General features: G+C 69.4%; 19 protein-coding genes and 1 pseudogene. 1 reads left to right on the plus strand and 19 read right to left on the minus strand.

The genetic code is table 11. The features are described 5' to 3' along the window. Positions 1-4: 4 nt before the first annotated feature. On the minus strand, positions 5-1,639 hold the full coding sequence (locus tag AC2W7E_RS04040) for a fucose isomerase (protein WP_126893959.1): 1,635 nt from the start codon (positions 1,637-1,639) through the stop codon (positions 5-7). Beyond that, on the minus strand, positions 1,636-3,153 hold the full coding sequence (locus AC2W7E_RS04045) for an FGGY-family carbohydrate kinase (protein WP_485988596.1): 1,518 nt from the start codon (positions 3,151-3,153) through the stop codon (positions 1,636-1,638). The genes AC2W7E_RS04040 and AC2W7E_RS04045 overlap by 4 nt, the downstream gene beginning before the upstream one ends. 202 nt (positions 3,154-3,355) lie before the next feature. On the opposite strand from AC2W7E_RS04045, the gene AC2W7E_RS04050 reads away from it, so the two are divergent. Continuing rightward, positions 3,356-4,069 (plus strand): hypothetical protein, encoded by a 714-nt coding sequence (locus AC2W7E_RS04050; protein WP_485988597.1) that lies wholly within the window; start codon positions 3,356-3,358, stop codon positions 4,067-4,069. A gap of 11 nt (positions 4,070-4,080) precedes the next feature. Here the strand turns inward: AC2W7E_RS04050 and AC2W7E_RS04055 are convergent, their stop codons facing one another. The 17 genes and pseudogenes from AC2W7E_RS04055 to AC2W7E_RS04135 form a co-directional block, all read right to left on the minus strand. Further along, positions 4,081-5,064 (minus strand): LacI family DNA-binding transcriptional regulator, encoded by a 984-nt coding sequence (locus tag AC2W7E_RS04055; protein WP_485988598.1) that lies wholly within the window; start codon positions 5,062-5,064, stop codon positions 4,081-4,083. A gap of 27 nt (positions 5,065-5,091) precedes the next feature. Continuing rightward, positions 5,092-6,003 carry a dihydrodipicolinate synthase family protein gene (locus AC2W7E_RS04060; protein ID WP_485988599.1) on the minus strand — a complete coding sequence of 304 codons (912 nt, stop codon included), beginning with the start codon at positions 6,001-6,003 and terminating at the stop codon, positions 5,092-5,094. Beyond that, entirely contained in the window at positions 5,997-6,824 is an 828-nt protein-coding gene (locus AC2W7E_RS04065) for an SDR family oxidoreductase (RefSeq protein WP_485988600.1), read from the minus strand. The genes AC2W7E_RS04060 and AC2W7E_RS04065 overlap by 7 nt, the downstream gene beginning before the upstream one ends. Positions 6,825-6,838: 14 nt before the next feature. After that, positions 6,839-7,924, minus strand: a complete 1,086-nt coding sequence (locus AC2W7E_RS04070; protein ID WP_025102648.1) for a mandelate racemase/muconate lactonizing enzyme family protein — start codon at positions 7,922-7,924, stop codon at positions 6,839-6,841. A gap of 39 nt (positions 7,925-7,963) precedes the next feature. Beyond that, positions 7,964-8,818, minus strand: coding sequence for a carbohydrate ABC transporter permease (locus tag AC2W7E_RS04075; RefSeq protein ID WP_025102649.1), 855 nt, complete (start codon positions 8,816-8,818; stop codon positions 7,964-7,966). After that, positions 8,815-9,768 carry a carbohydrate ABC transporter permease gene (locus AC2W7E_RS04080; RefSeq protein ID WP_085605087.1) on the minus strand — a complete coding sequence of 318 codons (954 nt, stop codon included), beginning with the start codon at positions 9,766-9,768 and terminating at the stop codon, positions 8,815-8,817. The genes AC2W7E_RS04075 and AC2W7E_RS04080 overlap by 4 nt, the downstream gene beginning before the upstream one ends. A gap of 8 nt (positions 9,769-9,776) precedes the next feature. Further along, a complete protein-coding gene (locus tag AC2W7E_RS04085; RefSeq protein WP_485988601.1) occupies positions 9,777-11,024 on the minus strand; it encodes an ABC transporter substrate-binding protein in 1,248 nt (415 codons plus the stop codon). Between the two features lie 86 nt (positions 11,025-11,110). Then, complete coding sequence (locus tag AC2W7E_RS04090; RefSeq protein ID WP_067245866.1) at positions 11,111-11,827, minus strand: FadR/GntR family transcriptional regulator; 717 nt, start codon at positions 11,825-11,827, stop codon at positions 11,111-11,113. Between the two features lie 182 nt (positions 11,828-12,009). Continuing rightward, positions 12,010-12,879 (minus strand): dihydrodipicolinate synthase family protein, encoded by an 870-nt coding sequence (locus AC2W7E_RS04095; protein WP_303709339.1) that lies wholly within the window; start codon positions 12,877-12,879, stop codon positions 12,010-12,012. Beyond that, positions 12,876-14,546, minus strand: coding sequence for a tripartite tricarboxylate transporter permease (locus tag AC2W7E_RS04100; RefSeq protein WP_085605100.1), 1,671 nt, complete (start codon positions 14,544-14,546; stop codon positions 12,876-12,878). Before AC2W7E_RS04100 ends, AC2W7E_RS04095 begins: the two co-directional genes overlap by 4 nt. Continuing rightward, complete coding sequence (locus tag AC2W7E_RS04105; protein ID WP_025102656.1) at positions 14,543-15,082, minus strand: tripartite tricarboxylate transporter TctB family protein; 540 nt, start codon at positions 15,080-15,082, stop codon at positions 14,543-14,545. The genes AC2W7E_RS04100 and AC2W7E_RS04105 overlap by 4 nt, the downstream gene beginning before the upstream one ends. A 59-nt stretch (positions 15,083-15,141) precedes the next feature. Next, positions 15,142-16,101, minus strand: coding sequence for a tripartite tricarboxylate transporter substrate binding protein (locus tag AC2W7E_RS04110; RefSeq protein WP_231729519.1), 960 nt, complete (start codon positions 16,099-16,101; stop codon positions 15,142-15,144). 94 nt (positions 16,102-16,195) lie between these two features. Further along, positions 16,196-16,981: a class I SAM-dependent methyltransferase gene (locus AC2W7E_RS04115; protein ID WP_485988602.1), complete on the minus strand. Its 786-nt coding sequence runs from the start codon at positions 16,979-16,981 to the stop codon at positions 16,196-16,198. Continuing rightward, positions 16,959-17,444 (minus strand): NUDIX domain-containing protein, encoded by a 486-nt coding sequence (locus AC2W7E_RS04120; RefSeq protein ID WP_485988603.1) that lies wholly within the window; start codon positions 17,442-17,444, stop codon positions 16,959-16,961. The genes AC2W7E_RS04115 and AC2W7E_RS04120 overlap by 23 nt, the downstream gene beginning before the upstream one ends. A gap of 85 nt (positions 17,445-17,529) precedes the next feature. Continuing rightward, a complete protein-coding gene (locus AC2W7E_RS04125) occupies positions 17,530-18,894 on the minus strand; it encodes an extracellular solute-binding protein (protein WP_485988604.1) in 1,365 nt (454 codons plus the stop codon). Positions 18,895-18,920: 26 nt separating this feature from the next. Then, positions 18,921-19,873 (minus strand): annotated as a pseudogene (locus AC2W7E_RS04130) (carbohydrate ABC transporter permease). Then, the gene (locus tag AC2W7E_RS04135; protein ID WP_025102661.1) at positions 19,873-20,793 is read right to left on the minus strand and encodes a carbohydrate ABC transporter permease; all 921 of its coding nucleotides are present in this window, start codon (positions 20,791-20,793) and stop codon (positions 19,873-19,875) included. Before AC2W7E_RS04135 ends, AC2W7E_RS04130 begins: the two are co-directional and overlap by 1 nt. Positions 20,794-20,956 lie beyond the last annotated feature (163 nt).

A 20,956-nucleotide genomic window follows, 5' to 3' on the forward strand; every position in this document is an offset into this window, starting at 1 on the left:
GGCCTCAGATCGCCACGTCGCCGACGAGGTTGACCTTGATGCCCATGCCGTCGAACATCGCGGCCTTCGCGATCAGTGCCTTGTCCGCGGTCTCGGCGTCGGGTGCGTAGACGAGCTGCGCGTGGTTCGCCTTGTGCCGCGCCATGAACTGGTCGCGCGAGATGCCGTGCAGCACCACATGGGCGATCGGCCACTCCGGGTTCGTCGCGTCCTTCCGGCGCTGCGTCTCCTCCGCCGGCAGCTCGACGACCGACGCCCGGAAGATGTCCGCCTGCAGGACGCCCTCGGCGATGAACACCCGGGAGAGCACGACCTCGCCGGGCTTCGAGACGCCGTTGATCGTGGCGCCGCCGGCGGGGAAGAACACGTGACCCTGGCGCCACCCCTCCGCGTTCTGCCAGCCGCCGAGGTGGGAGGCCGGCACCGAGCCGGAGATCTCGTACACCCACACGAACTGCCCGTCGTAGTCCTCGCCCCAACGGACGTCGTGGAGAGTGTTGTCGGGGACGAGCCCCATCGCCCGCCAGACGCGGTCGGTCACGAGCGCATCGACGGCGACGCCCTCGTCGGCCTCGTTGAAATGCGGGAACGCGCGCCCCTCGTGCAGCACGCGGGAGCCGTCGCGCGAGGTCACCGGCGGGCGCTCGGTGGAGTTCAGGATGCCCTCCGCCAGGTCCGACGCCGGAACGAGATCCTTCAAGCCCTGCTGGTACTGGATGCCGACCGCGTCGAGGCCGAAGTCGTCGGCGATGCGGAGGGCGGCGATGTACATCTTCAGCTGCCACTGCACCTGCTCGCGGGTGAGCTCGGTCGCGGCGTCCTCGCCGTAGCGGAAGGTCATGCCGCGCTCGATCAGCCAGTCGTAGGCGGCGTCGGCCTCCTCCTCAGTGACGTTCAGCATCTCCGCGTAGAGAGCCGACTGCGACAGGCGCTCCTTGTAGATGCCGGTCTGGTTGAGGAGCTCGTCGTCGAAGATGGCGTTGTACATGCCCATGCAGCCCTCATCGAAGACGCCGATGATGGCCTTCTCGGCGCGCAGCTCCGCGGCGAGCGCCTCGCCGAGCTGCTTCTCCGGGCTGTCCGGCAGTGCGGGGAGCGGACGCACGTGGGAGGCATCGTGGGTGATGGCGCCGGTCTCCGTCCACTCCCGGATGCCGTCGCGGAACCAGTCGTCGGTGAAGTCGACCGACCAGATCGTCGCGTACGGCTTGTCCATCTTCGTCAGGCCCGCGTTGAGGCCGAGGAGGCCGACGAGGCCGGGCCAGTCGCCCGCGAAGTTCGCCACCGTGAGGATCGGGCCCTCGTGCGTGCGGAGGCCCGCGAGCACGTGGTGCGAGTACTGCCAGACGGCCTCGGCGACGATGAGCGGCGCGTCGACGGGGATGGCCTTGAACACCTCGAGACCCATGCGCTGGCTGGAGATGAAGCCGTGACCGGTCTCCGGGTCGACCTCATTGGCGCGGACGACCGCCCAGCCGAGGTCGTTCAGCACGCCGGTGACCCCGGCCTCGAGCTCGACCTGGGTGGGCCAGCCGGCCGTGTTGGCCGACTCGCGCAGGTCGCCGGAGGCGATCAGGTACGCGGTCTTCGGCGCAGCGGTGGGACGGGATGCCGGGGTGGGCAGGGTGTAGGCGGTCATGAGTTCTCCGGGGTCGAGGGGGTGGGGGATCCGTCGCGCTGGGCGGCGGCGAGTTCATGGACGACGTCCTTCGAGCCGTCGTACAGGCGCACGTAGCGGTCGAAGAGGGCGTCCGCGAAAGGACGCAGCGCCTCGTCCGGGCGGACGGTGTCGGCGATGGGGTTCCAGTCGGTGATCGCGGGCGCGGCCCCCTCGGCGGCCGTGGCGGTCGCCGCGAGGAAGGCGGCCCCGTAGCTCGCGCCGATCGTCGTCTGCGGCACCTCCTGCACGAGCCCGGTGATGTCCGAGACGATCTGCAGCCACAGCCGTCCCTGCGTGCCGCCGCCGACCGCCACGATGCGGCGAATGTCGGCGCCGGCGGCTCGCATGGTCTCGACGTTGTGGCGCACGCCCAGCGCGGTGGCCTCGAGGGCCGCGCGATAGAGGTCTCCTCGGGTGTGCCGGAGGGTGAGCCCGGCGATGACGCCGCGGGCGTCGGGATCCTGGATCGGGGTGCGCTCACCGGCGAAGTACGGCAGCATCAGCAGGCCGTTCGCGCCGGGACCCGACTCCTCCGCCTCGGCGAGCAGCGCCGGGTAGTCGGCGCCGGAGAGGTCCTTCAGCCACGCGGTGAGCGCTCCGGATGTGGACAACCCGCCGGCGAGGTTGCGCGTGCCCGCGAAGGCGCCGGCCGTCGTCCACATCGAGGGCGTGCGGAGCGTCTGCTCCCCGGTCGCGACGAGGAACATCGTCGTGCCGTACATCAGCATGAGGTCGCCGACCTCATGGGCGCCGACGCTCACCGCCTCGGTCCAGGCGTCGATCGTGCCGGTGATGACCGGAGTCCCCTCGGGCAGGCCGGTCAGGTCCGCTGCAGCGGCGGTCACGGTGCCCGCGATCTCCCCGGCCCAGCGCAGCGGGGGCTGCTCGATCGTCCCGGCGAACCGCTGCCACCAGGGGTCGTGCCACTGCTCGCGCTCGATGTCGTACAGCGGCGAGACCTGGCTGGCCGACTGGTGGTCGAGGACGTAGGCGCCGGTGAGCTTGCGGGCCAGCCAGGAGGCGGGCATGTAGAGCCGCCGCGCGCGCTGCCAGGACTCCGGCTCTTCGTCGGCGACCCAGGCGAGCTTCGGCCCACCGGCCTGCGAGGTGAGCGTCGAGCCACCCACGCGGGTGATCTCCTCGACGCCGAGCTCCGCCGTCATGCGCTCGATCTGCGCCGTGGAACGGGTGTCCACACCGTAGAGGATCGCGGGGCGCACGGGCTCGTCGTCCTCGTCGGTGAGCAGGACGCACGGGCCCATGCCGCTCACGCCGACGCCCACGACCTCCGCGTCGGGGACCGCGGCGAGAAGGTCGGTGGCCAGCTCGACGAACTCGTCCCACCAGATCCGGCCGTCCATCTCGACCCATCCGGACTGCGGACGGGAGACATCGTGCGCGCGGGTCGCCGTCGCGAGGATCGTGCCGGCGGGGTCCACGAGGACGCCCTTGCTGCTGGACGTGCCGATGTCCACCCCGAGGGTGCAGCGCATGGTCTCTCCTTTGATCCCGACGGGCCGTGCAGGCCTGGACCCAGGCTACGCGAAATCGATTTCAAGGCGCAAGGAGCCGACCGCTTCTGCACCACGAGGACCGATATCGAGAGTCTCCACAGTCTTCGCCTCCGGCCGGAAAAACGCCGGTTCAGCACCGGAATACCGTGACATCCTGACCCCTCCGATCGAGACTGGAGGCATGCCCTTGAATGACCCGCAGGTATGGACGCTGATCGGCATCTTCGTGACGACGATGCTCGGCGGCATGACCCTCATGACGACGCAGTTCGGCCGCGTGCTCCGTGCGGAGATCGGCGGGCTGCGTGGGGAGATGACCGGCGAGATCGGCACCCTCCGCACCGAGATGACCACCGAGATCTCCGGCCTCCGCACCGACATGACCACCGAGATCGGCACCCTCCGCACCGAGATGACCACCGAGACCACACGACTACGCAGTGAGATCGGCACCCTCCGCACCGACATGACCACCGAGATCGGCGCCCTCCGCACCGAGGTCACCACCGAGATCTCCGGCCTCCGCACCGACATGACCACCGAGATCGCTACCCTGCGCACCGACATGACGACCGAGATCGGCACCCTCCGCACCGACACGACCACCGAGACCGGGGGCCTCCGCACCGACATGACGAACGAGGTCAGCGGACTCCACGGGGCGTTGGCAGCGCTGCACGCAGTGATGATGCGCGAGGTCGGCGGGCTGCGCGCGGCGATGGGTGCGCTGCACGGGGCGATGATCGGGCTGCGTGGCGAAATGATCGGCCTCCGTGGCGAGATGACCGCGCGGCTCGACGGCCTCGATCACCGCCTCGATCGATTGGAGGTGAAGGTCGACGATCTCGACAAGGAGATGACGAACCTCGCAGCGCGGTTCTGGCGCTCGCAGTAGCGACGCCCCGTTCAGGCGCGCGCGGCCGCGCGCTGCACCTCGCCGGAGAGGACGATCGTCCGGGCCGGTTGCTCGTCGCCCTTGATCCGATCCAGCAGCATCCGCGCCGCCGTCACACCCATGAGGCGCGCGGGGAGCCTCACGACGGTGACGGCGGACGGCGACAGCGTCGTGAAGGGCAGCGACCCGATCACCGCGACGCCGAGCTGCGGCGGGGTGAGTCCGCGCTCCGTGAGGACCTGGATCGCGCCGACACCGATGAGGTTGTTCCCGGCGACCACCGCGTCCGGCGGCTCCGGCAGCGCGAGGAGCTCCTCCATGGCCGCGCGCCCGCCGTCGACGCGGAACGTGGCGAAGCGCTGGAGCGAGGAGAGGTCATGATCGGAATCCATCGCCGAGAGCGCTTCCCGCCAGCCCTCCGCACGCTCCGCCGCGGTGTCGATGTGCGCGGGGCCACCGATGTACGCGATGCGCCGATACCCGGCGTCGAGCAGGCTCTGCGTCGCTGCGGCGCCCGCCTCCCGGTTGGCCATGACCACACCGTCGATGTCGGCGTCCGTGCGACGGTCCACCGCGACGACCGGCCGTCCCGTCGCCCGCACCGGCCCCAGATCCGAGTGCTCGTCCGCCGTCGCGATGATGACGCCCGACATGTTCTCGGCGATCGCGATCCGGAGGTACGTCGCCTCCTTCTCGGCCTGGGCGTCGGAGTTGCACAGCACGACGGAATACCCCGCTTCGGACGCCGCATCCTCCACGCCGCGCGCCATCTCGGTGAAGTACGGGTTCTCGATGTCCGGGATCACCAGGGCGATGACTTCGGAGCTCTGGGTCCGCAGCGTACGCGCCGTCCGGTTCGGGGTGAAGCGCAGTTCCTCGGCCGCCGCCCGCACCGCCGCCGCCTTCTCCTCCGACACGCTCGTGCCGTTGAAGACCCTCGAGACCGTGGCCGGGGAGACGCCGGCCCGCCGCGCGACGTCGTAGATCGTGGCCATGGGCACCCACTGTAACCGGTTTCAGCCTCAGCCCTCCGCGAGGAATCGATCGAGAGTCGTTCCGAGAGCATCGAGCCGGGTCCGAGCCGCATCCGAGAGCGGCCGGAACGGACGGCGGCAGTCGCCCAGTGTTCCCGCACCTCCCGCGTTGCGACCGGAGAGGTACTTCGCCGCGGGGAAGACGTCGATCGCGACGAGCTCGGCGATGACATGGTTAATCCGGCTCTGCACCCGCTGCGCTCCGACCAGGTCGCCGGCGTCGAGGAGGCGCCGCGCCGCCTGGAAGAGCTCGACCTGGAGCCCCACGGTCGTGCCGATCGTCCCGCGGGCACCGGCGGCGAGCGCGGGCACGAACACCTCGTCGAACCCGTTGATGTAGGCCTTGTCGGGGAACGCCGCCTTCATGCGCTCGAGGGCGTACATGTTGTGCGCGGTCTGCTTGAGACCGATCACGCGATCATCGCCCAAGAGCTCTCCGGCCGTCTCCAGCGTGAACTCGGTCCCCGTGAACTGCGGGATGTTGTAGACGATCAGCGGGAGGTCCACGGCGTCCAGCACCGCACGGTAGTGGTCGAGGACGGCCTCGATGCCGAAGGAGTAGTAGATCGGCGGGATCATCGAGAGGGCGGAGGCGCCGGCGCGCTGCGCCCGCCGTCCGAGCTCGATCGCCTCCCGCGTCGACAGCGCGCCGACGTGGGCAACGACGGGGATGCGCCCCTCGGCGGCGCGCACGGCGGTCTCCACCACCGCGGTCCGTTCATCCGCTGACAGGAGGAGACCCTCCCCCGACGACCCGCAGCAGTAGATCCCCTCGACGCCGCGGGAGACGTAGTCCTCCACGAGCGTCGAGAGCAGCCGCGTGTCGACCGCCCCCTCCGCGTCGTAGGGAGTGGCGATCGCCGCCATCAGCACCCCGAGGTCCGCCGCGGTGGTCACCATGCGGTCCACCCCCCGTCCACGACGAGGTTCGCTCCGGTCATGTAGCGCGAGGCATCCGAGAGTAGGAAGACCGCGGCCCCGTTGAAGTCGGTCGCCTCCGCCATGCGTCCGATCGGGATGCGCGCGGTGTAGTTCTGCTGGAACGCCGCGTCCTGCGTGTCCCGACCGACGCCGGAGGGGGTGAGGGTGTTGACCCTGATGCCCTGTCGGCCCCAGTACGTCGCGCAGTACCGGGTGAGGTTGTACAGCCCCGACTTCGCCGCCGAGTAGGCCACCGGCTTCACGAACGGCACCCCGGTCTGCTCCTCCTTGTAGGCGTAGATGTCCTGCACCGGCGACACCATCCCGTAGATCGAGCCGACGTTGATGATCGAGCCCGGCGTGCCGGCCGCGCGCATCCGGGCGCCGGCGGCCTGCGTGACGAGGAAGGTGCCGACGAGGTTCACGTCGACCACCTCCCGGAACACCTCGAGGGGGAAGTCCTCGAAGGGCCCGGAGACCTCGGGGCGCGCGCTCGGCTGGGTGTCCAGACCGGCGTTGTTGATCACGCCGTCCGGCGCCGCACCCCACGCCTCGACGATCGCGTCGAGGCCGGCCTCGACGCTGTCCTTCGAGACGATGTCCACGGAGACGCCGAGGAGGCGCGGGCTGTCGGCGATCTCGGGGAACACCTCCTGCAGGCGTGCGGCGTCGACGGTGCGCGATGCCACGGCCACCCGGGCACCGCGTCCGTGGAGCTCGCGGACGAAGGCCGATCCGATCTGGCCGAGGCCGCCGGTGACCAGGATGATGCGGTCGGTGAGGTCGAAGATGTCCGTCATGTCGTTCGTCTCCCTCAGCTCACCGCGTGCCGCGCGAGGTTCTCACGGTCGTACTCCAGGCCGTTCCCCGGCGCTCCGGTCGGGACGAAGAACCCGTTCTGCGGCCGCTGCGGCACGATGACGCCGAGGTCGCTGAGCGTGCCCCCGTCCGTCATCTCGCCGAACAGGGCGTTGGGCACCGCGCAGAGCACGTTCGCCGTGAGCTCCATCACGAAGTGCGGCGTCATCGGGGCGTTGTACGCCCGGCCCAGGGCGGCGATGTCCATGTAGGGCGTGATGCCGCCCACGCGACCGACGTCGGCCTGGATGAAGTCGCACGCGTCGGCGAGGAGGTACTGGTTGAACTGCTGGAGCGTGTAGACGTTCTCCCCCAGCCCGATCGGGATCGGCGAGCGGGCCCGGAGGCGCGCGTGCGAGGCGACGTCGTCCACGCGCAGCGGCTCCTCCACCCAGTAGAGGTTGAGGTCGCGGAACCGGGTGACCGCCCGGACCGCCTCCCCGTACGTCCATCCCTGGTTCGCATCGACCATGAGCGGATACTCGCCGACCGCCTCGCGGATCTTGGTGAGCCGGTAGACGTCCTCCTCGAGGTCCGGCTTGCCGACCTTGACCTTCCCGGCGGCGTACCCGTCGGCCTTCCACTCCTTGACCTGCTCGACGACCTCCTCGGCGGACAGGTTGAGGTTGATGCCGCTGCCGTACAGTGCGACCCGATCGCGCACCTGGCCGAGGAGCTTCGCGAGCGGCTGCTCGTAGTGCAGCCCCAGCAGGTCCCACAGCGCCACATCGATCGCGGCGAGGGCGAGCGTGGTGGTGCCGCCGGGGCCGTTGTCGCGCAGGTGCTGCCAGGAGTGCTGCCAGACGGCCCGCGGATTGACCTCGCGGCCGATGAGCGTCGGGATGAGCTCGCGCAGCGCCGCCATCATCATCTGGCCGCCGACACCGGAGGTGTGGCTGAACCCGGTGCCGACCAGCCCGGTGTCGGTGGTGATGTCGGCGAGGATGATCTCGATGTGGGTCACCCGATGGATCTGGTCTCCCCACGGCCCCTTGGGGAGGGGGATGCGGGAGAGCTGGAGGTCGATCGATTCGATTTTCATGCGTGGTCCTTCCGGGACGACGAGGAGGGGACGGGAGCTTCAGCCCTTGACGGCGCCGGCGGCGAGACCGGCGACGAGGCGCTTCTGCACGAGGAGGAAGCCGACGACGACGGGGAGCACCGAGAGCACGCCGCCCGCGGTGAGGAGGTCCCACCGGATCTGGTACTCGCCGATGAACAGGTGCAGCCCGACCGGCAGGGTGCGCGTCGCCGTCTGCGAGGTGAAGGTGAGGGCGTAGAGGAACTCGTTCCAGGTGAGGATGAACGCGTAGGTTCCCGCCGCCACCATCCCGGGCCGCAGCAGGGGCAGCAGGAGGATGCGGACGATCTGTGCGGACGAGGCCCCGTCGATCTGGCCCGCCTCCTCGATCTCCCGGGGGATGGAGTCCGCGAACCCCTTGAGCAGCCAGGTGGCGAACGGCGTGGCGAACGCGGCGTGCACGAGCGCGAGACCGAGCGTCGTGTCCATCAGCCCCATCCCGCGCAGCTGCCCCTGCAGCGAGATCACGAGCAGCACGGCGGGGAACATCTGCGCGAGCAGCAGCCCGATCATCACGGCCCCGCGGCCGCGGAAGTCGAACCGCGACATCGCGATCGCGGCGCCGGTGGAGACGACGAGCGTGACCGGGACGGCGATCGCGGCGACGGTGAGGCTGTTCCGCAGATAGGTCAGGAACGGCGTCGTCGACAGCAGCTCGGCGTAGGACGCGGTCGTGAACTCGGAGGGGATGAGGTTCGCTCCGGCGCCGGCGAGCTCGTCCCGCGGCGTGAGCGACGTCAGCAACATGACGATGTAGGGACCGAGCACCATCGCGAGCACGCCGAGGAGGGCGATCGCGAAGCCGGTCCGTCCCGCGAGACGGCCGAAGCGGACGGGAGCGGTCGTCGTGCTCATCGCGTGGTGTCCTTCCGGGTGAGGCGCACGTAGAGCGCGATGAAGACGGCGAGGAACAGGGCCTGGATGACCGCGTACGCCGCGCCGGCGCCGAAGTCGCTGGCCTTGTAGGTCGTCAGATAGGACTCCAGCGCCAGGGTCGTCGAGGAGGTGCCCGGCCCGCCGCCGGTGAGGATGAAGATGAGGTCGACGTAGTTCGAGGTCCAGATCAGGCGCAGGAGCGTCGTGATGAGGATCGTCGGGAGGATGGCGGGCAGCACGACGTGGCGGAACACGCCGACCGGGCCGCACCCGTCGATCTGCGCCGATTCCTTGAGCTCGCCGGACACGCTCTGCAGTGCCGCGAGGATCATGATGGCGAAGAGCGGGATGCCCTGCCAGACGTCGATCATCACGAGCGTCGGCAGCGCGGTGCTGTTCTGCGAGAGGAACTCGATCGGCGCGTCGATGATCCCCGCGTTCAGCAGCCACTGGTTGAGGACGCCGTTGTTGGGGTCGAGGATCCACTTCCACATCAGCGCGACCAGGACGCTCGGCGTGGCCCACGGGATCATGATGAGCCCGCGGTACACGCCCCGCAGGGGGAAGCGGTTGTTCAGCATGAGCGCGAGCGACAGCCCGCCGATCAGCTGGAGCGCGACGGCACCGAAGGTCCAGAACGCCGTGCGGCCCAGCGTGGGGACGAACTCCGCGGTGCCGATGACGCTGGCGAAGTTCTGGAACCCGACGAACTCGAGCACGCCGGTGAAGACGCTCACGTCGTTGAACGAGAACCAGATCGAGCGGACGAGCGGATATCCGGCGAAGACCGCGACGAGCACGATCGCCGGCGCGAGCAGGACGAGGGGGGCGACCGAGCCGCGGCGCGCGCGTCGCCGGGGCCGGGTCACCGGCCGGCGCGGGGCCGGCCGGCCGGTGACGACCGCTTCCGTGAGGGTGGAGCTTGCCATGTCGATCCTCAGCGCAGCACGTCGGACATCTTCGTCAGCACGTCCTGGCTGCTGATCTCGCCCTGGAACGCCTGCTGGATGAGCGGGTTCCACTCCTTCGCGGCGAGCTCGGCCACCCCCTCCAGCGCAGGCCACGTCTTGGCGGTGGGGATCGCGTCGACGGCGACCGCGAGCTGCGGGTCGGACGAGTACGCCTCGGTGTCGATGACCGACTCGAGCACCGGCAGCTGACCCTGCGGCGAGGCGGAGATCTTCTCCATCTGCGCCTCCTCGCTCAGCCAGGAGATCCACTCCCAGGCGGCGTCCTTCTTGTCGGAGCCCTCGAGGATGACGTTGCCGCTCATACTGCCGAGCGTCGCGCCGGGCTTGCCGTCGGCCGTCGGGATCGGGACGACGCCGAGCTTGTCGCCGAAGACCCCCTGCAGCTCCTTCAGGGAACCCGGGTGGTGGATCATCATGCCGGTGAGGCCCTCGACGAAGTTCGTCTTGACGTCGGCGAAGGCGGCCGTGATCGATCCGGGGGGCGCCGCCTGCAGGTCGGTGACGATGCGGAGGTAGTCCTCGTTCACCGCGACGCCCTTCGCGTCGTCCAGGACGACCTCGCCGGAGTCGTCGACGACCGACGCCCCGCCGGCGTACATCCACGCGAGCCACTGGTCCTGTCCGCCGGCACCGCCGCGGACGTCGATGCCGTACCTGCCGTCACCGGTGAGGGCGGCCGCCGCGTCCAGGAGGTCCTGCTGGGTGCGCGGAGCCTCGAGCCCGAGCTCCTCGAAGTAGTCCGTGCGGTAGTAGAGGTAGAGCGTCGTGTACTGGTGGGGCAGCATGTACACCGCGTCCTCGCCGGGCAGCTGACCCGTCGCCCAGAGCGAGTCGACGACGTCGTCCGAGGCGTCCCAGCCGTCGACGTACGAGGTGAGGTCGGCGATGGCGCCCTGCGGCGCGAACTGCCCGAGCCACCAGTCCTTGCTGCGGGCGGCGTCCGGCCCGGTGCCGTTCATCGCGGAGGACACGAGCTGGTTCTGGTACTGGTCGAGCGGGATCGTCTCCAGAACGACCTTCACGTCGTCCTGTGCGCCGTTGAACTCGTCCGCGAGCTCTGTCCAGGTGGGGTCGGTCGCGTCGTCCTGCCAGAGCCAGTACGTGATCTCGACAGGGCCGTCGCCCTCCCCTGACGGGGCGCTGCCGGCACAGCCGGCGGCGAGGGCGACGACGCCGAGGGCGGCCAGGGCGGGGAGGATTCGGGTGGATCTCATGATGCGTACTCCTTCGTCGATCAGATGAGGGTCGTGCGAAATCGATTTCAAGACGGGTGCGACAGAACGCGCCGGTGCGGGGAGGGTCAGACCGGCAGCGCGGCCGTGGTGCCGAAGTCGATGTCCGGATAGCGGTTGCGGACACCGTAGAAGTGGGCGTCCAGCTCATGGACGGCCCGGCGGGTGTCGCCGGCCTCGATCGCATCGATGATGCGACCGTGCATCGCGGCGATGGCGGGATCCTCCTCGACGGGCTCCTCGCGTCGCGCGGCGGCGAAGACGACCCAGAAGGACTGCAGGAACTGATCCACGAACGCATTGCCCATCGGCGCGAGCAGCCCGCGGTGGAACTGCTGGTCGAGCTCGGCGAAGCTCTCGTTGCGCAGGGCGCGCTCCACCATCTCCTCCGAGAGCAGCCGCAGACGGGCCAGGTCGCTCGGCTGCAGGCGCGGGATCACCAGAGGCAGCAGAGACGTCTCCAGCGCGTGACGCACTTCCAGGAGTTCCCGGGTGGCGGCCTCCGGGTCGTCGACGAAGCCGATCCAGCGGGTGGCGAGATCGGCGGCGCGGAATCCTCGCCAGACCCGGCGCGCCCCTTGCCGGGACACCACGATGCCGAACGCCTCGAGGACGCTGAGGGCCTCGCGGATACGCTGCCGTCCCACCTCCAGGACGGCGCCGAGCTCGGCCTCGGTGGGCAGCGGGTCGCCGATCTCCAGCCCGGAGCGCTGCAGGTGCTGAGCCAGACGTCGCGCGAGCGCGTCCGACAAGTCGGACCCGGTGACCTCGATCTTGTCTGACATGTTCCGTTCGCTCCTTCGCGACATCGGCGGAATTCCCGGTCATGAGCCTAGACAGTCCGTGTACCTGTCGTCAAGTGACCTTCCGGGCGCCGCTACTTGTCAGACAAGCAAGTGAGGGGATACGCAGAGATGCCGCGACCCGAAGGCCGCGGCATCCCGTCCGTGCGTGTCCCGGATTCGCGTCAGCGGTGCGCGGCCACGACCTGCGCGACGGCCGCCCGCTGGTCGGCGGAGGGCTCGGCGATGGCCATACGGCAGTGCGTGTCCACGACGTCGAGCACGCGGTACGCCTCCTTCATGCGCGCCATGTCGCCGCCGATGAGCGCGACGACGTCGTCCACGGCGGCCTGTGCCGCGACGATGGCGTCCGCATCGCCGGAGCGTCCGGCGTCGGCAAGGGCGCGGAAGGGCTTCGGCGTCACGGAGGAGACACCAGAGACGACGCCCTGCGCGCCCGCTTCGACAGCTGCGATGAGGTCGCGGTCGGCGCCGGTGTAGAGCTCGAAGTCGGCCGGCACCACCGCGCGGTACGCCGCGATGTCGTCGAGCGAGAGCTCGCTCACCTTCGCACCGACCACGTTCGGCAGGGCGGCGATGCGCACGAGCAGCTCCGGCGAGACGGGGTTCCCGCTGCGCGCGGGATAGATGTAGACGTAGAGGCGCCCCTCCCCCACGGCGGCCGAGACGGCGCGGTAGTAGTCGAGGATCGCGTCGTCCGTGGCACGCAGGTAATAGGGGGTGAGGGCCGCGAACTCCGTGGCCCCCAGCTCCTTCGCGATGCCGACCAGGCGCACGGCCTCGAAGGTGCTCGGCTGTCCGACGTGCACGATCACGCGCATCCGGTCCGCCAGCTCCTCCAGCGCGGCACCCACGAGCGCCCGGAACTCGCCCGCGTCCACGGCGGGGAACTCGCCCGTGGTGCCGAGGACGAAGGCGCCCTCGTTCCCCGAGTCGGCCACGAACCGGAAGATCGCACGCGACCCGTCGAGGTCGAGGGTCCCGTCGCGGTGGAACGCGGTCGGGACGGCGGTCAGGATGTCGTAGCGGGTCACTTCTCGGTCTCCTCGGGGGTCGTGCTCTTGCGGTTCTTGCGGTCGGCGCGTCCCCGGCGCGCACCGGCGTCGACGTTGCGGACGGTGGAGGTGAGCAGGTCGGGCTGCGCCGCGAGCTCGTCGTGTGCCTTCTCGATCTGCACGATGCTGTCGGTGTGGAGGATCGAGTCCTCCACCGAGGCCCGCTCTGCCCGGGGCGTGCGGGCGGCGCGGATCGCGGGCATCACGATCGACAGCACCGCGAGCGCGAGCAGGACGAGGGCGATCGGGCTGACGACCTCGAAGAACGGCCGCGTCGGCAGGATCGCCAGCGTGCGGGCGAGGTTCTCCTCGGCGAGCGGACCGAGCAGGAGACCGAGCACCACGGGCCCTGCCGGAACCTGCATGCGCTTGAGCAGCACGCCGACCACACCGAAGACGAGCATCGTGACGACCGTCGACAGGCTGTTCGAGGTGGCGTACGTGCCGATGATGCAGAAGATGAGGATGCCGCTCCACAGATACGGCTGCGGCACGTCGAGCAGCTTGACCATGCCCTTCATCCGCACGAGGCTCAGCGCGAGCGACAGGAGGGTCGCGACGAGCATGATCCCGACGATCGAGACGACGAGATCGGGGCGGTTGGTGAACAGCGTGGGCCCGGGGGTGATGCCCCAGATGATCATCGAGCCGATCATCACCGCCATCACGGAGTCCCCGGGGATGCCGAGTGCCATCGTGGTGGTCAGCGAGCCGCCGAGCGTGGCACTGGAGGCGGTGTCGGACGCGGCGACGCCCTCGATCGACCCCTTGCCGAACATCTCCGGGTGCTTTGACGCCTTGCGCGCCCGCTCCCAGCCGATGAGCCCGGCGATGTCGCCGCCGGCCGCCGGGATGAGGCCGACACCGAGGCCGACCGCGCCGCCGACCGCGGTGGCCCGTCCGCTCTGCTTCAGCTCGGCGCGGTTCGGCCACCACCGCCCGAGGCTCGAGATCGGCCGGACGTGCGACTTCCGGTGCGTGAGGAGCTGGTCGAAGAGCTCGGCGATGCCGAAGAGGCCGATGATGACGGCGATGAAGTTCACGCCCTCGACGAGTTCCAGCACACCGAACGTGAAGCGCTGGTCGGCCGTAGCGGCGTACGTTCCGACACTGCCGAGCATGAGTCCGAAGAGGCCCGCGAGGATGCCCTTGAGCATCGACTTGGACGAGATGCCGATCATGATCGCGATGCCGAAGACGACGAGCGCGAACAGCTCGGGCGACTTGAAGTAGTCCCGGGCGAAGCTGGCGATCGGCACGGCGGCGACCGAGAAGAGCACGAGCGAGGCGAGGATGCCGACGGCCGACACGATCGCGGAGATCGTCAGCGCGAGACCGGCCCTGCCCTGTTTCGCCATCGGATAGCCGTCGAGGGTGGTGGCGATGGAGGCGGGAGTCCCTGGGGTGTTGATGAGGATGGACGGCACCCGGTCGCCGAAGTTCGCCGCGACGTAGATCGTCAGCAGCACCGCGAGGCCCTGCACGGGTTCGAGGGTCATGGTGAAGCCGGCCGCGAGCGCGACGGCCATGGTCGCGGTGATGCCAGGGAAGGCGCCGACCATGAAGCCGAGGACGAGGCCGACCGCCATGTACAGCAGGATCGAGATGTCGAGGAGCGAGTTCAGCCCCTCCAGGAGCGCGTTCACAGGGGGATCCTCAGGAGCATGCCGAAGACGACGTAGACGAACGCCGTGACGGCGGCGGAGTAGATGACGAGGCTCAGCCAGCGGCGGTGGCCGTAGAGGAGCATCAGTGCGGCCATGAGCAGGGCGCAGGCGATCGGGAAGACCTCGATCCGGTAGCCGAAGAGGATGACCGAGCCGAGGGACCAGAGCGCGATGAAGGCACCGGCGATCGCGATCGTCGCGACCACCCGGAGGACGCCGCCCGGCTGGATGCGCTCGAGGTCCTCCCGCGTGGGTGCCGGTCGCGTGATCGCCACGGCGAGCAGGGCGATCGCGATCACGACGCCGGTCACGCCGATGACGAGCGGCCAGAAGCGCGCGTCGATCTGTCCGGGGGCGGCCTCGCGGCGCAGCGGGATCTGCGTGGCGAGGAAGAGATAGCCGGCGGTGATCGCGAGGGCGACGGCGGCGAACGCGATCTCGAGGGGTCGCGAGGCGGTCGCCCCCTCGTAGCCGCCCGGCGCGGCCGACTCGGCCGCGGTGTCGGGGCTGGTCATGGTGCTCCTTCGTCGGAGGACGCGGCGGGGTCGGCGCGTGCCGACCCCACCGGAGGTGTTCAGCCCAGGAGATCCTGGAACAGGGCGAACTGGTCGTCGACGAACCCGGTCCACTCCGCGGAGTCGCGGTAGACCACGAGGTTGCCGGCGTCCGCCTGGAACTTCTGGTAGCTCTCGGACTCCACGGCCTCCTTGACGGCGGCCTCGAGGGCGTCGTGCACGTCGTCGGGCAGGCCGGCCGGTGCGTAGATGCCGCCCCAGCCGCCGAAGACGACCTCTTCGCCGATGGCCTCCTCGACCGTCTCGACGTCCTCCGCGTCCGGGTGACGCTCGTCGTTCATGACCGCGAGGATGCGGACGGCCTCGCCCTGCGCGAGGGCCTCGCCGAGTCCGGAGACGGCGGCGACGGTCTCACCGGACGCGGCGGCCGCGACCGCCGTGGCGCCACCGTCGTAGGGGACGGGGGTGAAGTCGGCGTCCGTGGCCTTGCCGAGACCGAGGGTGGCGGCCTCCCAGATCGAGCCGGCGCCGGAGTTCGCGACCGTGACCGCGCCGGACTTCGCCTGGGTGACGAGGTCGTCGAGGGTCTCGATGCCGCTGTTGGCACCCACCGTGATGACGCCGGGGGCGAGCATGATCTGTCCGAGCAGGTCGAAGTCGTCGGGCAGCACGTCGGCGCTCTGGGTCGTGTTGAGCATCGCGATCTCGACCGGGGCGAACCCGATGACGTAGCCGTCCGGATCCTGCGAGCCGACGTACTCCATCGCGAGCGCTCCCGCGGCTCCGGGCATGTTCTCCGGGATCACGCTGACGCCGAGGATCTTCTCGAGCTCGGTGGCGAGCGCGCGGGACGACAGGTCGGAGCCGCCGCCGGGGTTGGCTTGGATGATCAGCCGGATGTCGTCCTCGGGATAGGTCGAGGCGGCCCCCTCGCTCTCGTCGACCTTCGTGCAGGCCGACAGCACCAGAGCGGTGGCGGCGAGGGCGGCGAAGGCAGCGGCCGCCCGAGTGATGCGCATGCGGGGCATCTTTGCTCCTCTACGTGGGTCGACCGTGTTGTCGACACCGCGAGGCTACCAGTGTTGACTGTTAACAGTCAACACTGTGGCCGAGTCACCGCACGCGACACACGGCCAGGAGGTGCGGGCTCAGCTCCCGGATTCCGGGAACGGTGCTCCCGGCTCGTGCCAGCTGGAGGGCCGCCTGCGTGAGCGCCGTCTCCTCCACGGGCATCCCCTCCAGCAACAGCCCGCCGGGCCCTTCGACGCCATGGACCTCCAGAACGTCGAGTCCGGCGGAGACGGCCTCCTCGGCGAGCGACTCCGCCGTATGGAAGTGCCCCGCCGGGAAGCGACCCCGCGAGGAGGGAGTCCCGTGTTCCAGCAGGGCGCCGTGCTCGTCGTCGAGCTGGAGGTCGGTCACGCCCAGCGCGAGTTGACCGAATCCGACGAACCGCGAGAGGCCTGCCGCGAACACCCAGCCGCCGGATCGCACCACCCGTGCGGCCTCGCCGAGCGCCTCGAGACGGTCCGCGCGGTCGGCCAGGTGGTAGAGCGGGCCGAGGAGAAGGGCGGCATCGAAGCTGTCCGCGGCGAACGGCAGGGAGCGCGCGTCGCCCACGCGGGCGTCCACACCTCGCTCCGCCGCCCCGCGGACGTGCCCGGGCACCGGGTCGACGAGCGTGACGTGATGGCCGCGGTCCAGGAGAGAGCGCGCATGGACACCCGCCCCGCCTCCGACATCGATCACACGGCCCTCGGTGAGGTGCCTGGCGATCAGCTCCTGGATGCGCTGGTGCTCCAGCGGCCCCTGCGCCGACCGGGTCGTCAACCGCACCGATTCGTCGAACTGCTCCTCGTAGTAGTCGCGGATCCGCTCATCGAGCTCGCGCTGGTCCATGGTCGCCCTCTCTCCCCTCGCGCGACGTTCGGATCAAGTCAGCCGCTCCGGTCGGGTACAGGGGAACCTCGTGGCCGGCGTCGTCGAACGAGCGCCACACGACAGGTACCGCCGAGCCATCCGACTCGGTGAGCGTCCCACCATCGACGCCCGGTGCCGGATCGAGTGAGCCGGAGTACAGAGCGACGATCTCATGGCCGATCTCACCGTTGAAGCGGAAGATGTTCTCGACGATCCCGACGTGTTCGAGCCCGTGGATGCGTGCTCCGAGCTCTTCATCCACCTCTCGGACTATCGCGTCCCGGAAAGACTCGCCGAGTTCGACACTCCCCCCGATCAGCCGATGGTATCCCCGAGGATTCTCCGTGGTCGGTGCGTTGACACTGACGAGGTGAGACATCCCGTCCGCGCTCGGAGCGACCAGCATGGCTTTGACACGGATGGTGGAGCGGTCGATTCCCATGCCACCATCATCCACGCCCGCCTGCGCGAAGGACGGCGCCAGGCGGGAATGCCCGCCTGGCGCCGTCCCTCCGCGTCTGACCGGGCTAGCCGGCCGTGGCGTTCTCGTACGCCCGCATCGCGGCCTCCTGCGCCTCCTTCAGCGCGTCCCCGGGCGACTTGTCCCCGAGCAGCGCCGCGGTGATGGCGTTGTTCAGCTCGTTCTGGATCTCCTGGCCCGCCGGGGAGGAGCCGAACGACTGCCCGTAGTCCACCACGTCGTAGTAGGTGGAGATGACCTGGTCGAAGCCGGCGTTGCCGCTGTCGGTGACGAAGGTCTCGCGGATGGACTGGTCGGCGGACGGCGACCCGGTGAACAGCCCGGTGTTGATCCCGCCGTCGGTCTTCAGGGTCTCGGCACGCGCCTCGCCCGCCGCGTTCCACGCGTCGTCGGAGGTGAGGTTGACCATCCACGCGCACGCCGCCGCGGGGTTCTCCGCTCCGGCCGGGATCACGAACGCGGTGCCCGAGGCGACCGAGAACGGCTCCCCGTCGGCATTCCGGAACGGCACGGCCTCGAGGTCGATCTGGTCGGCGTAGGGGCTCAGCACGTTCGGGTACCACTGCGCGTTCACCTGCGCCCCGACCTGCTGGGCGACGAACTGGTTCTGGTCGCCGAAGGCGTCGAACGAGTCGCTGAAGCTCTTGACGGCCGCGAAGCCGCCCTGCGCGTCGGTGATCTGCTTGAGCATCTCGATGCCGGCCATGTTGCTGGGGTCGTCCAGGGTGGGCGCCCCCTTGTCATCGTTGAGCTGGCCGCCCATGCCGAGGATCCACAGCCCGGCCTGACCGGTCGCGACCGGGTCGAAACCGAGCCGCGTGGGCACACCGCCGGACTCCTGGTACATCTTCTCGATCGCGCCGAGCAGCACGTCGGGCTTCGAGGTGTCGATCTCGTCCGCCGTCACCCCCGCCTCGTCGAGCACAGCCTTGTTCAGCAGGATCGCCGGCGGCTGGTAGAACTGCGGCACCGCCCACACCGCGTCGTCGTAGGTGACGTCGTCGACGACGAAGGGGTACCAGTGGTCGCGCGGCGAGACGTCCTGGGCCGCGAAGCACTCGTCGAGCGGCATGATGAGGTCCTGCGCGGCATACGTGGTCACGTACCTGCGGTCCATCTGCACCACGTCGGGCACGTCGCCGCTCGCGATGCGGGTGGTGAACTTCTGCGCGTCGAAGGCCGTCGCGTCGAGGTCGACCTCGACGTCCTTCAGCTGCTCGGCGGCGTAGTCCATGCGCGAGGTGCCGACGTCGTCGGCGTTCTCGAAGCCCCACGCCTTCAGCGTGCCGCTCGGCTCCGCCCCGAAGTCGGCGTCGGCCGCCTGGTCGTCTCCCCCTCCCCCGCCGCACCCGGCGAGGACGAGGACGGATGCCGCGGCGACCGCGGTGATTCCCAGCATGCGTGTGCGCATGACTGCTCCTTTCGATCTGTGGTTCGTCATCCCTTTCGCCCCTGGGTCGCGACGCCCTCGATGAAGGCGCGCTGCCCGAAGGCGAAGAGGATGAGCATCGGGAGGGTCACCAGGAGGGAGGCGACCATGACGTACTGGTAGTCGCCGTGACCGCCCGCGGTGGGGCTGTACTTGGTCATGGCGTACGCGATGCCGAGCGGCGCGGTGAACTCGTCCACCGATCCGGCGTTGAGGTAGATGAGGGCGGCCTGCAGGTTGTTCCAACTGGCCTGGAACTCGAACAGGAACACGATGACGAACGACGGGATCGACAGCGGCATCGCGATCCGCCAGAACAGTCCCCAGGCGCTGGCCCCGTCGAGCCGCGCCGCCTCGAACAGCTCCCGCGGCAGGCCGAGGAAGAACTGTCGCTGCAGGAAGATGTAGAAGGCCGAGCCGAAGAGGTTCATGCCCCACAGCGGCACCCAGGTGCCGAGGAGTCCGGTCTCCTTCCAGATGAGGTAGATCGGGATCATCGTCACCGCGCCGGGAAGCATCATCGTCGCGAGCACGAGGCCGAACAGCAGGCCGCGCCCCGGGAAGCGGAAGTAGGCGAACCCGAACGCCACGATCGAGCTGGAGATCGCGACGGCACCGGCGGCGAGCAGCGCGATGGCGATGCTGTTGCCCATCCAGTTCAGCAGCGGGAGCTGATTCCACACCTCGACGTAGTTCTCCGGCACGAACGTCTTCGGGATGAGGGCGTTGTCGAATACCTCGCCCGGGGCTTGAAGCTCGCCGCGATGAGCCACGCGAACGGGTACAGGAACAGCAGCGCGAACAGCACGAGGATGATGTTCAGCACGATCCGGGCGGCGAGGCTCTTCGGCTGCCGCAGCCGACGACGCCAGCGCGAGCGGGTGGCGACGGTGGTCGTGAACGTGCCCGGGGCCTTCTCGGGCTCCGCCTCGACGGGGACCTGACGCAGGGTCTGGGACATCAGCGGTCTCCCTCGTAGTAGACGAAGCGGTTGCCGACCTTCACCTGGATGAGCGTGATGATCATGATGATGACGAAGAGCAGCCATGCCATCGCCGCCGCGAAGCCGAAGTTGAACTGCCGGAACGCCTGCTGGAACAGGTAGATCGCGTAGAAGAGGGACGCCTCCGGTGACGAGTTGCTCTGATCCCGCCAGAACAGCAGGTACGCCTGGTCGAAGATCTGGAACGCGGCGATCGAGAGCACGATGACGTTGAAGAACATCGCCCCCGAGATCATCGGGAGGGTGATCGAGAAGAACTTCCTGATCGGTCCCGCCCCGTCGAGCGAGGCCACCTCGTACAGCTCGACGGGCACGTTCTTCAGCGCCGCGAGGAAGATCACCATGGTCCCCGCGACGGTCCACAGCGTCATGATCACGATGCTCGGCTTGACCCACGCGGGGTCGACGAGCCACTGCGGCCCCTGGATGCCGAACACCCGGAGGAACTGGTTGATCGCCCCGGAGTTGCCGTTCAGGAGGAGGAAGAACACGGCGGCGGTCGCGACGGCCGGCGTCATCTTCGGCAGGTAGTAGAGCACGCGGAACGCTCCCGCACCCCGCCCGACGCGGTTGAGCAGCAGGGCGAGGATCAGCGCGAACACGATCTCCAGCGGCACCGCCATCACCACATAGAACAGCGTGTTCGCGAGCGAGACGCCCACCCGCGGATCCTCGAAGAGGTTGGCGTAGTTGTCGATGCCGACCGGGCGGGCGCTGTTCGTGGCGAGGTTGTAGCTGCTGAACGAGATGTACAGGCTGTAGACCATCGCGCCGGCCGTGAAGATGAGGAATCCGAGGAGCCAGGGGGAGATGAACAGATAGCCGGCGAGGGCCTCTCGGCGGTTGTACCGGTCCCGCTGGCGGGTCTTGAGCGGCATCCACCTGCCTCCTTTCCGAGGACGCGCAGACACGGCGCTCCGTCCTGGCGCGATGCTAGATCCGGAGAACCGGTTCCCCTCGGGGCTTGCGCAGAACCGTTTCCTGTGGTTCGCCTGAATGCCTCGTCGGCGCGCTGATGCCCCGGGTGACGTTCCTCCCTAG

It is taken from the genome of Microbacterium sp. CFSPD4_SD4 (assembly GCF_057364585.1).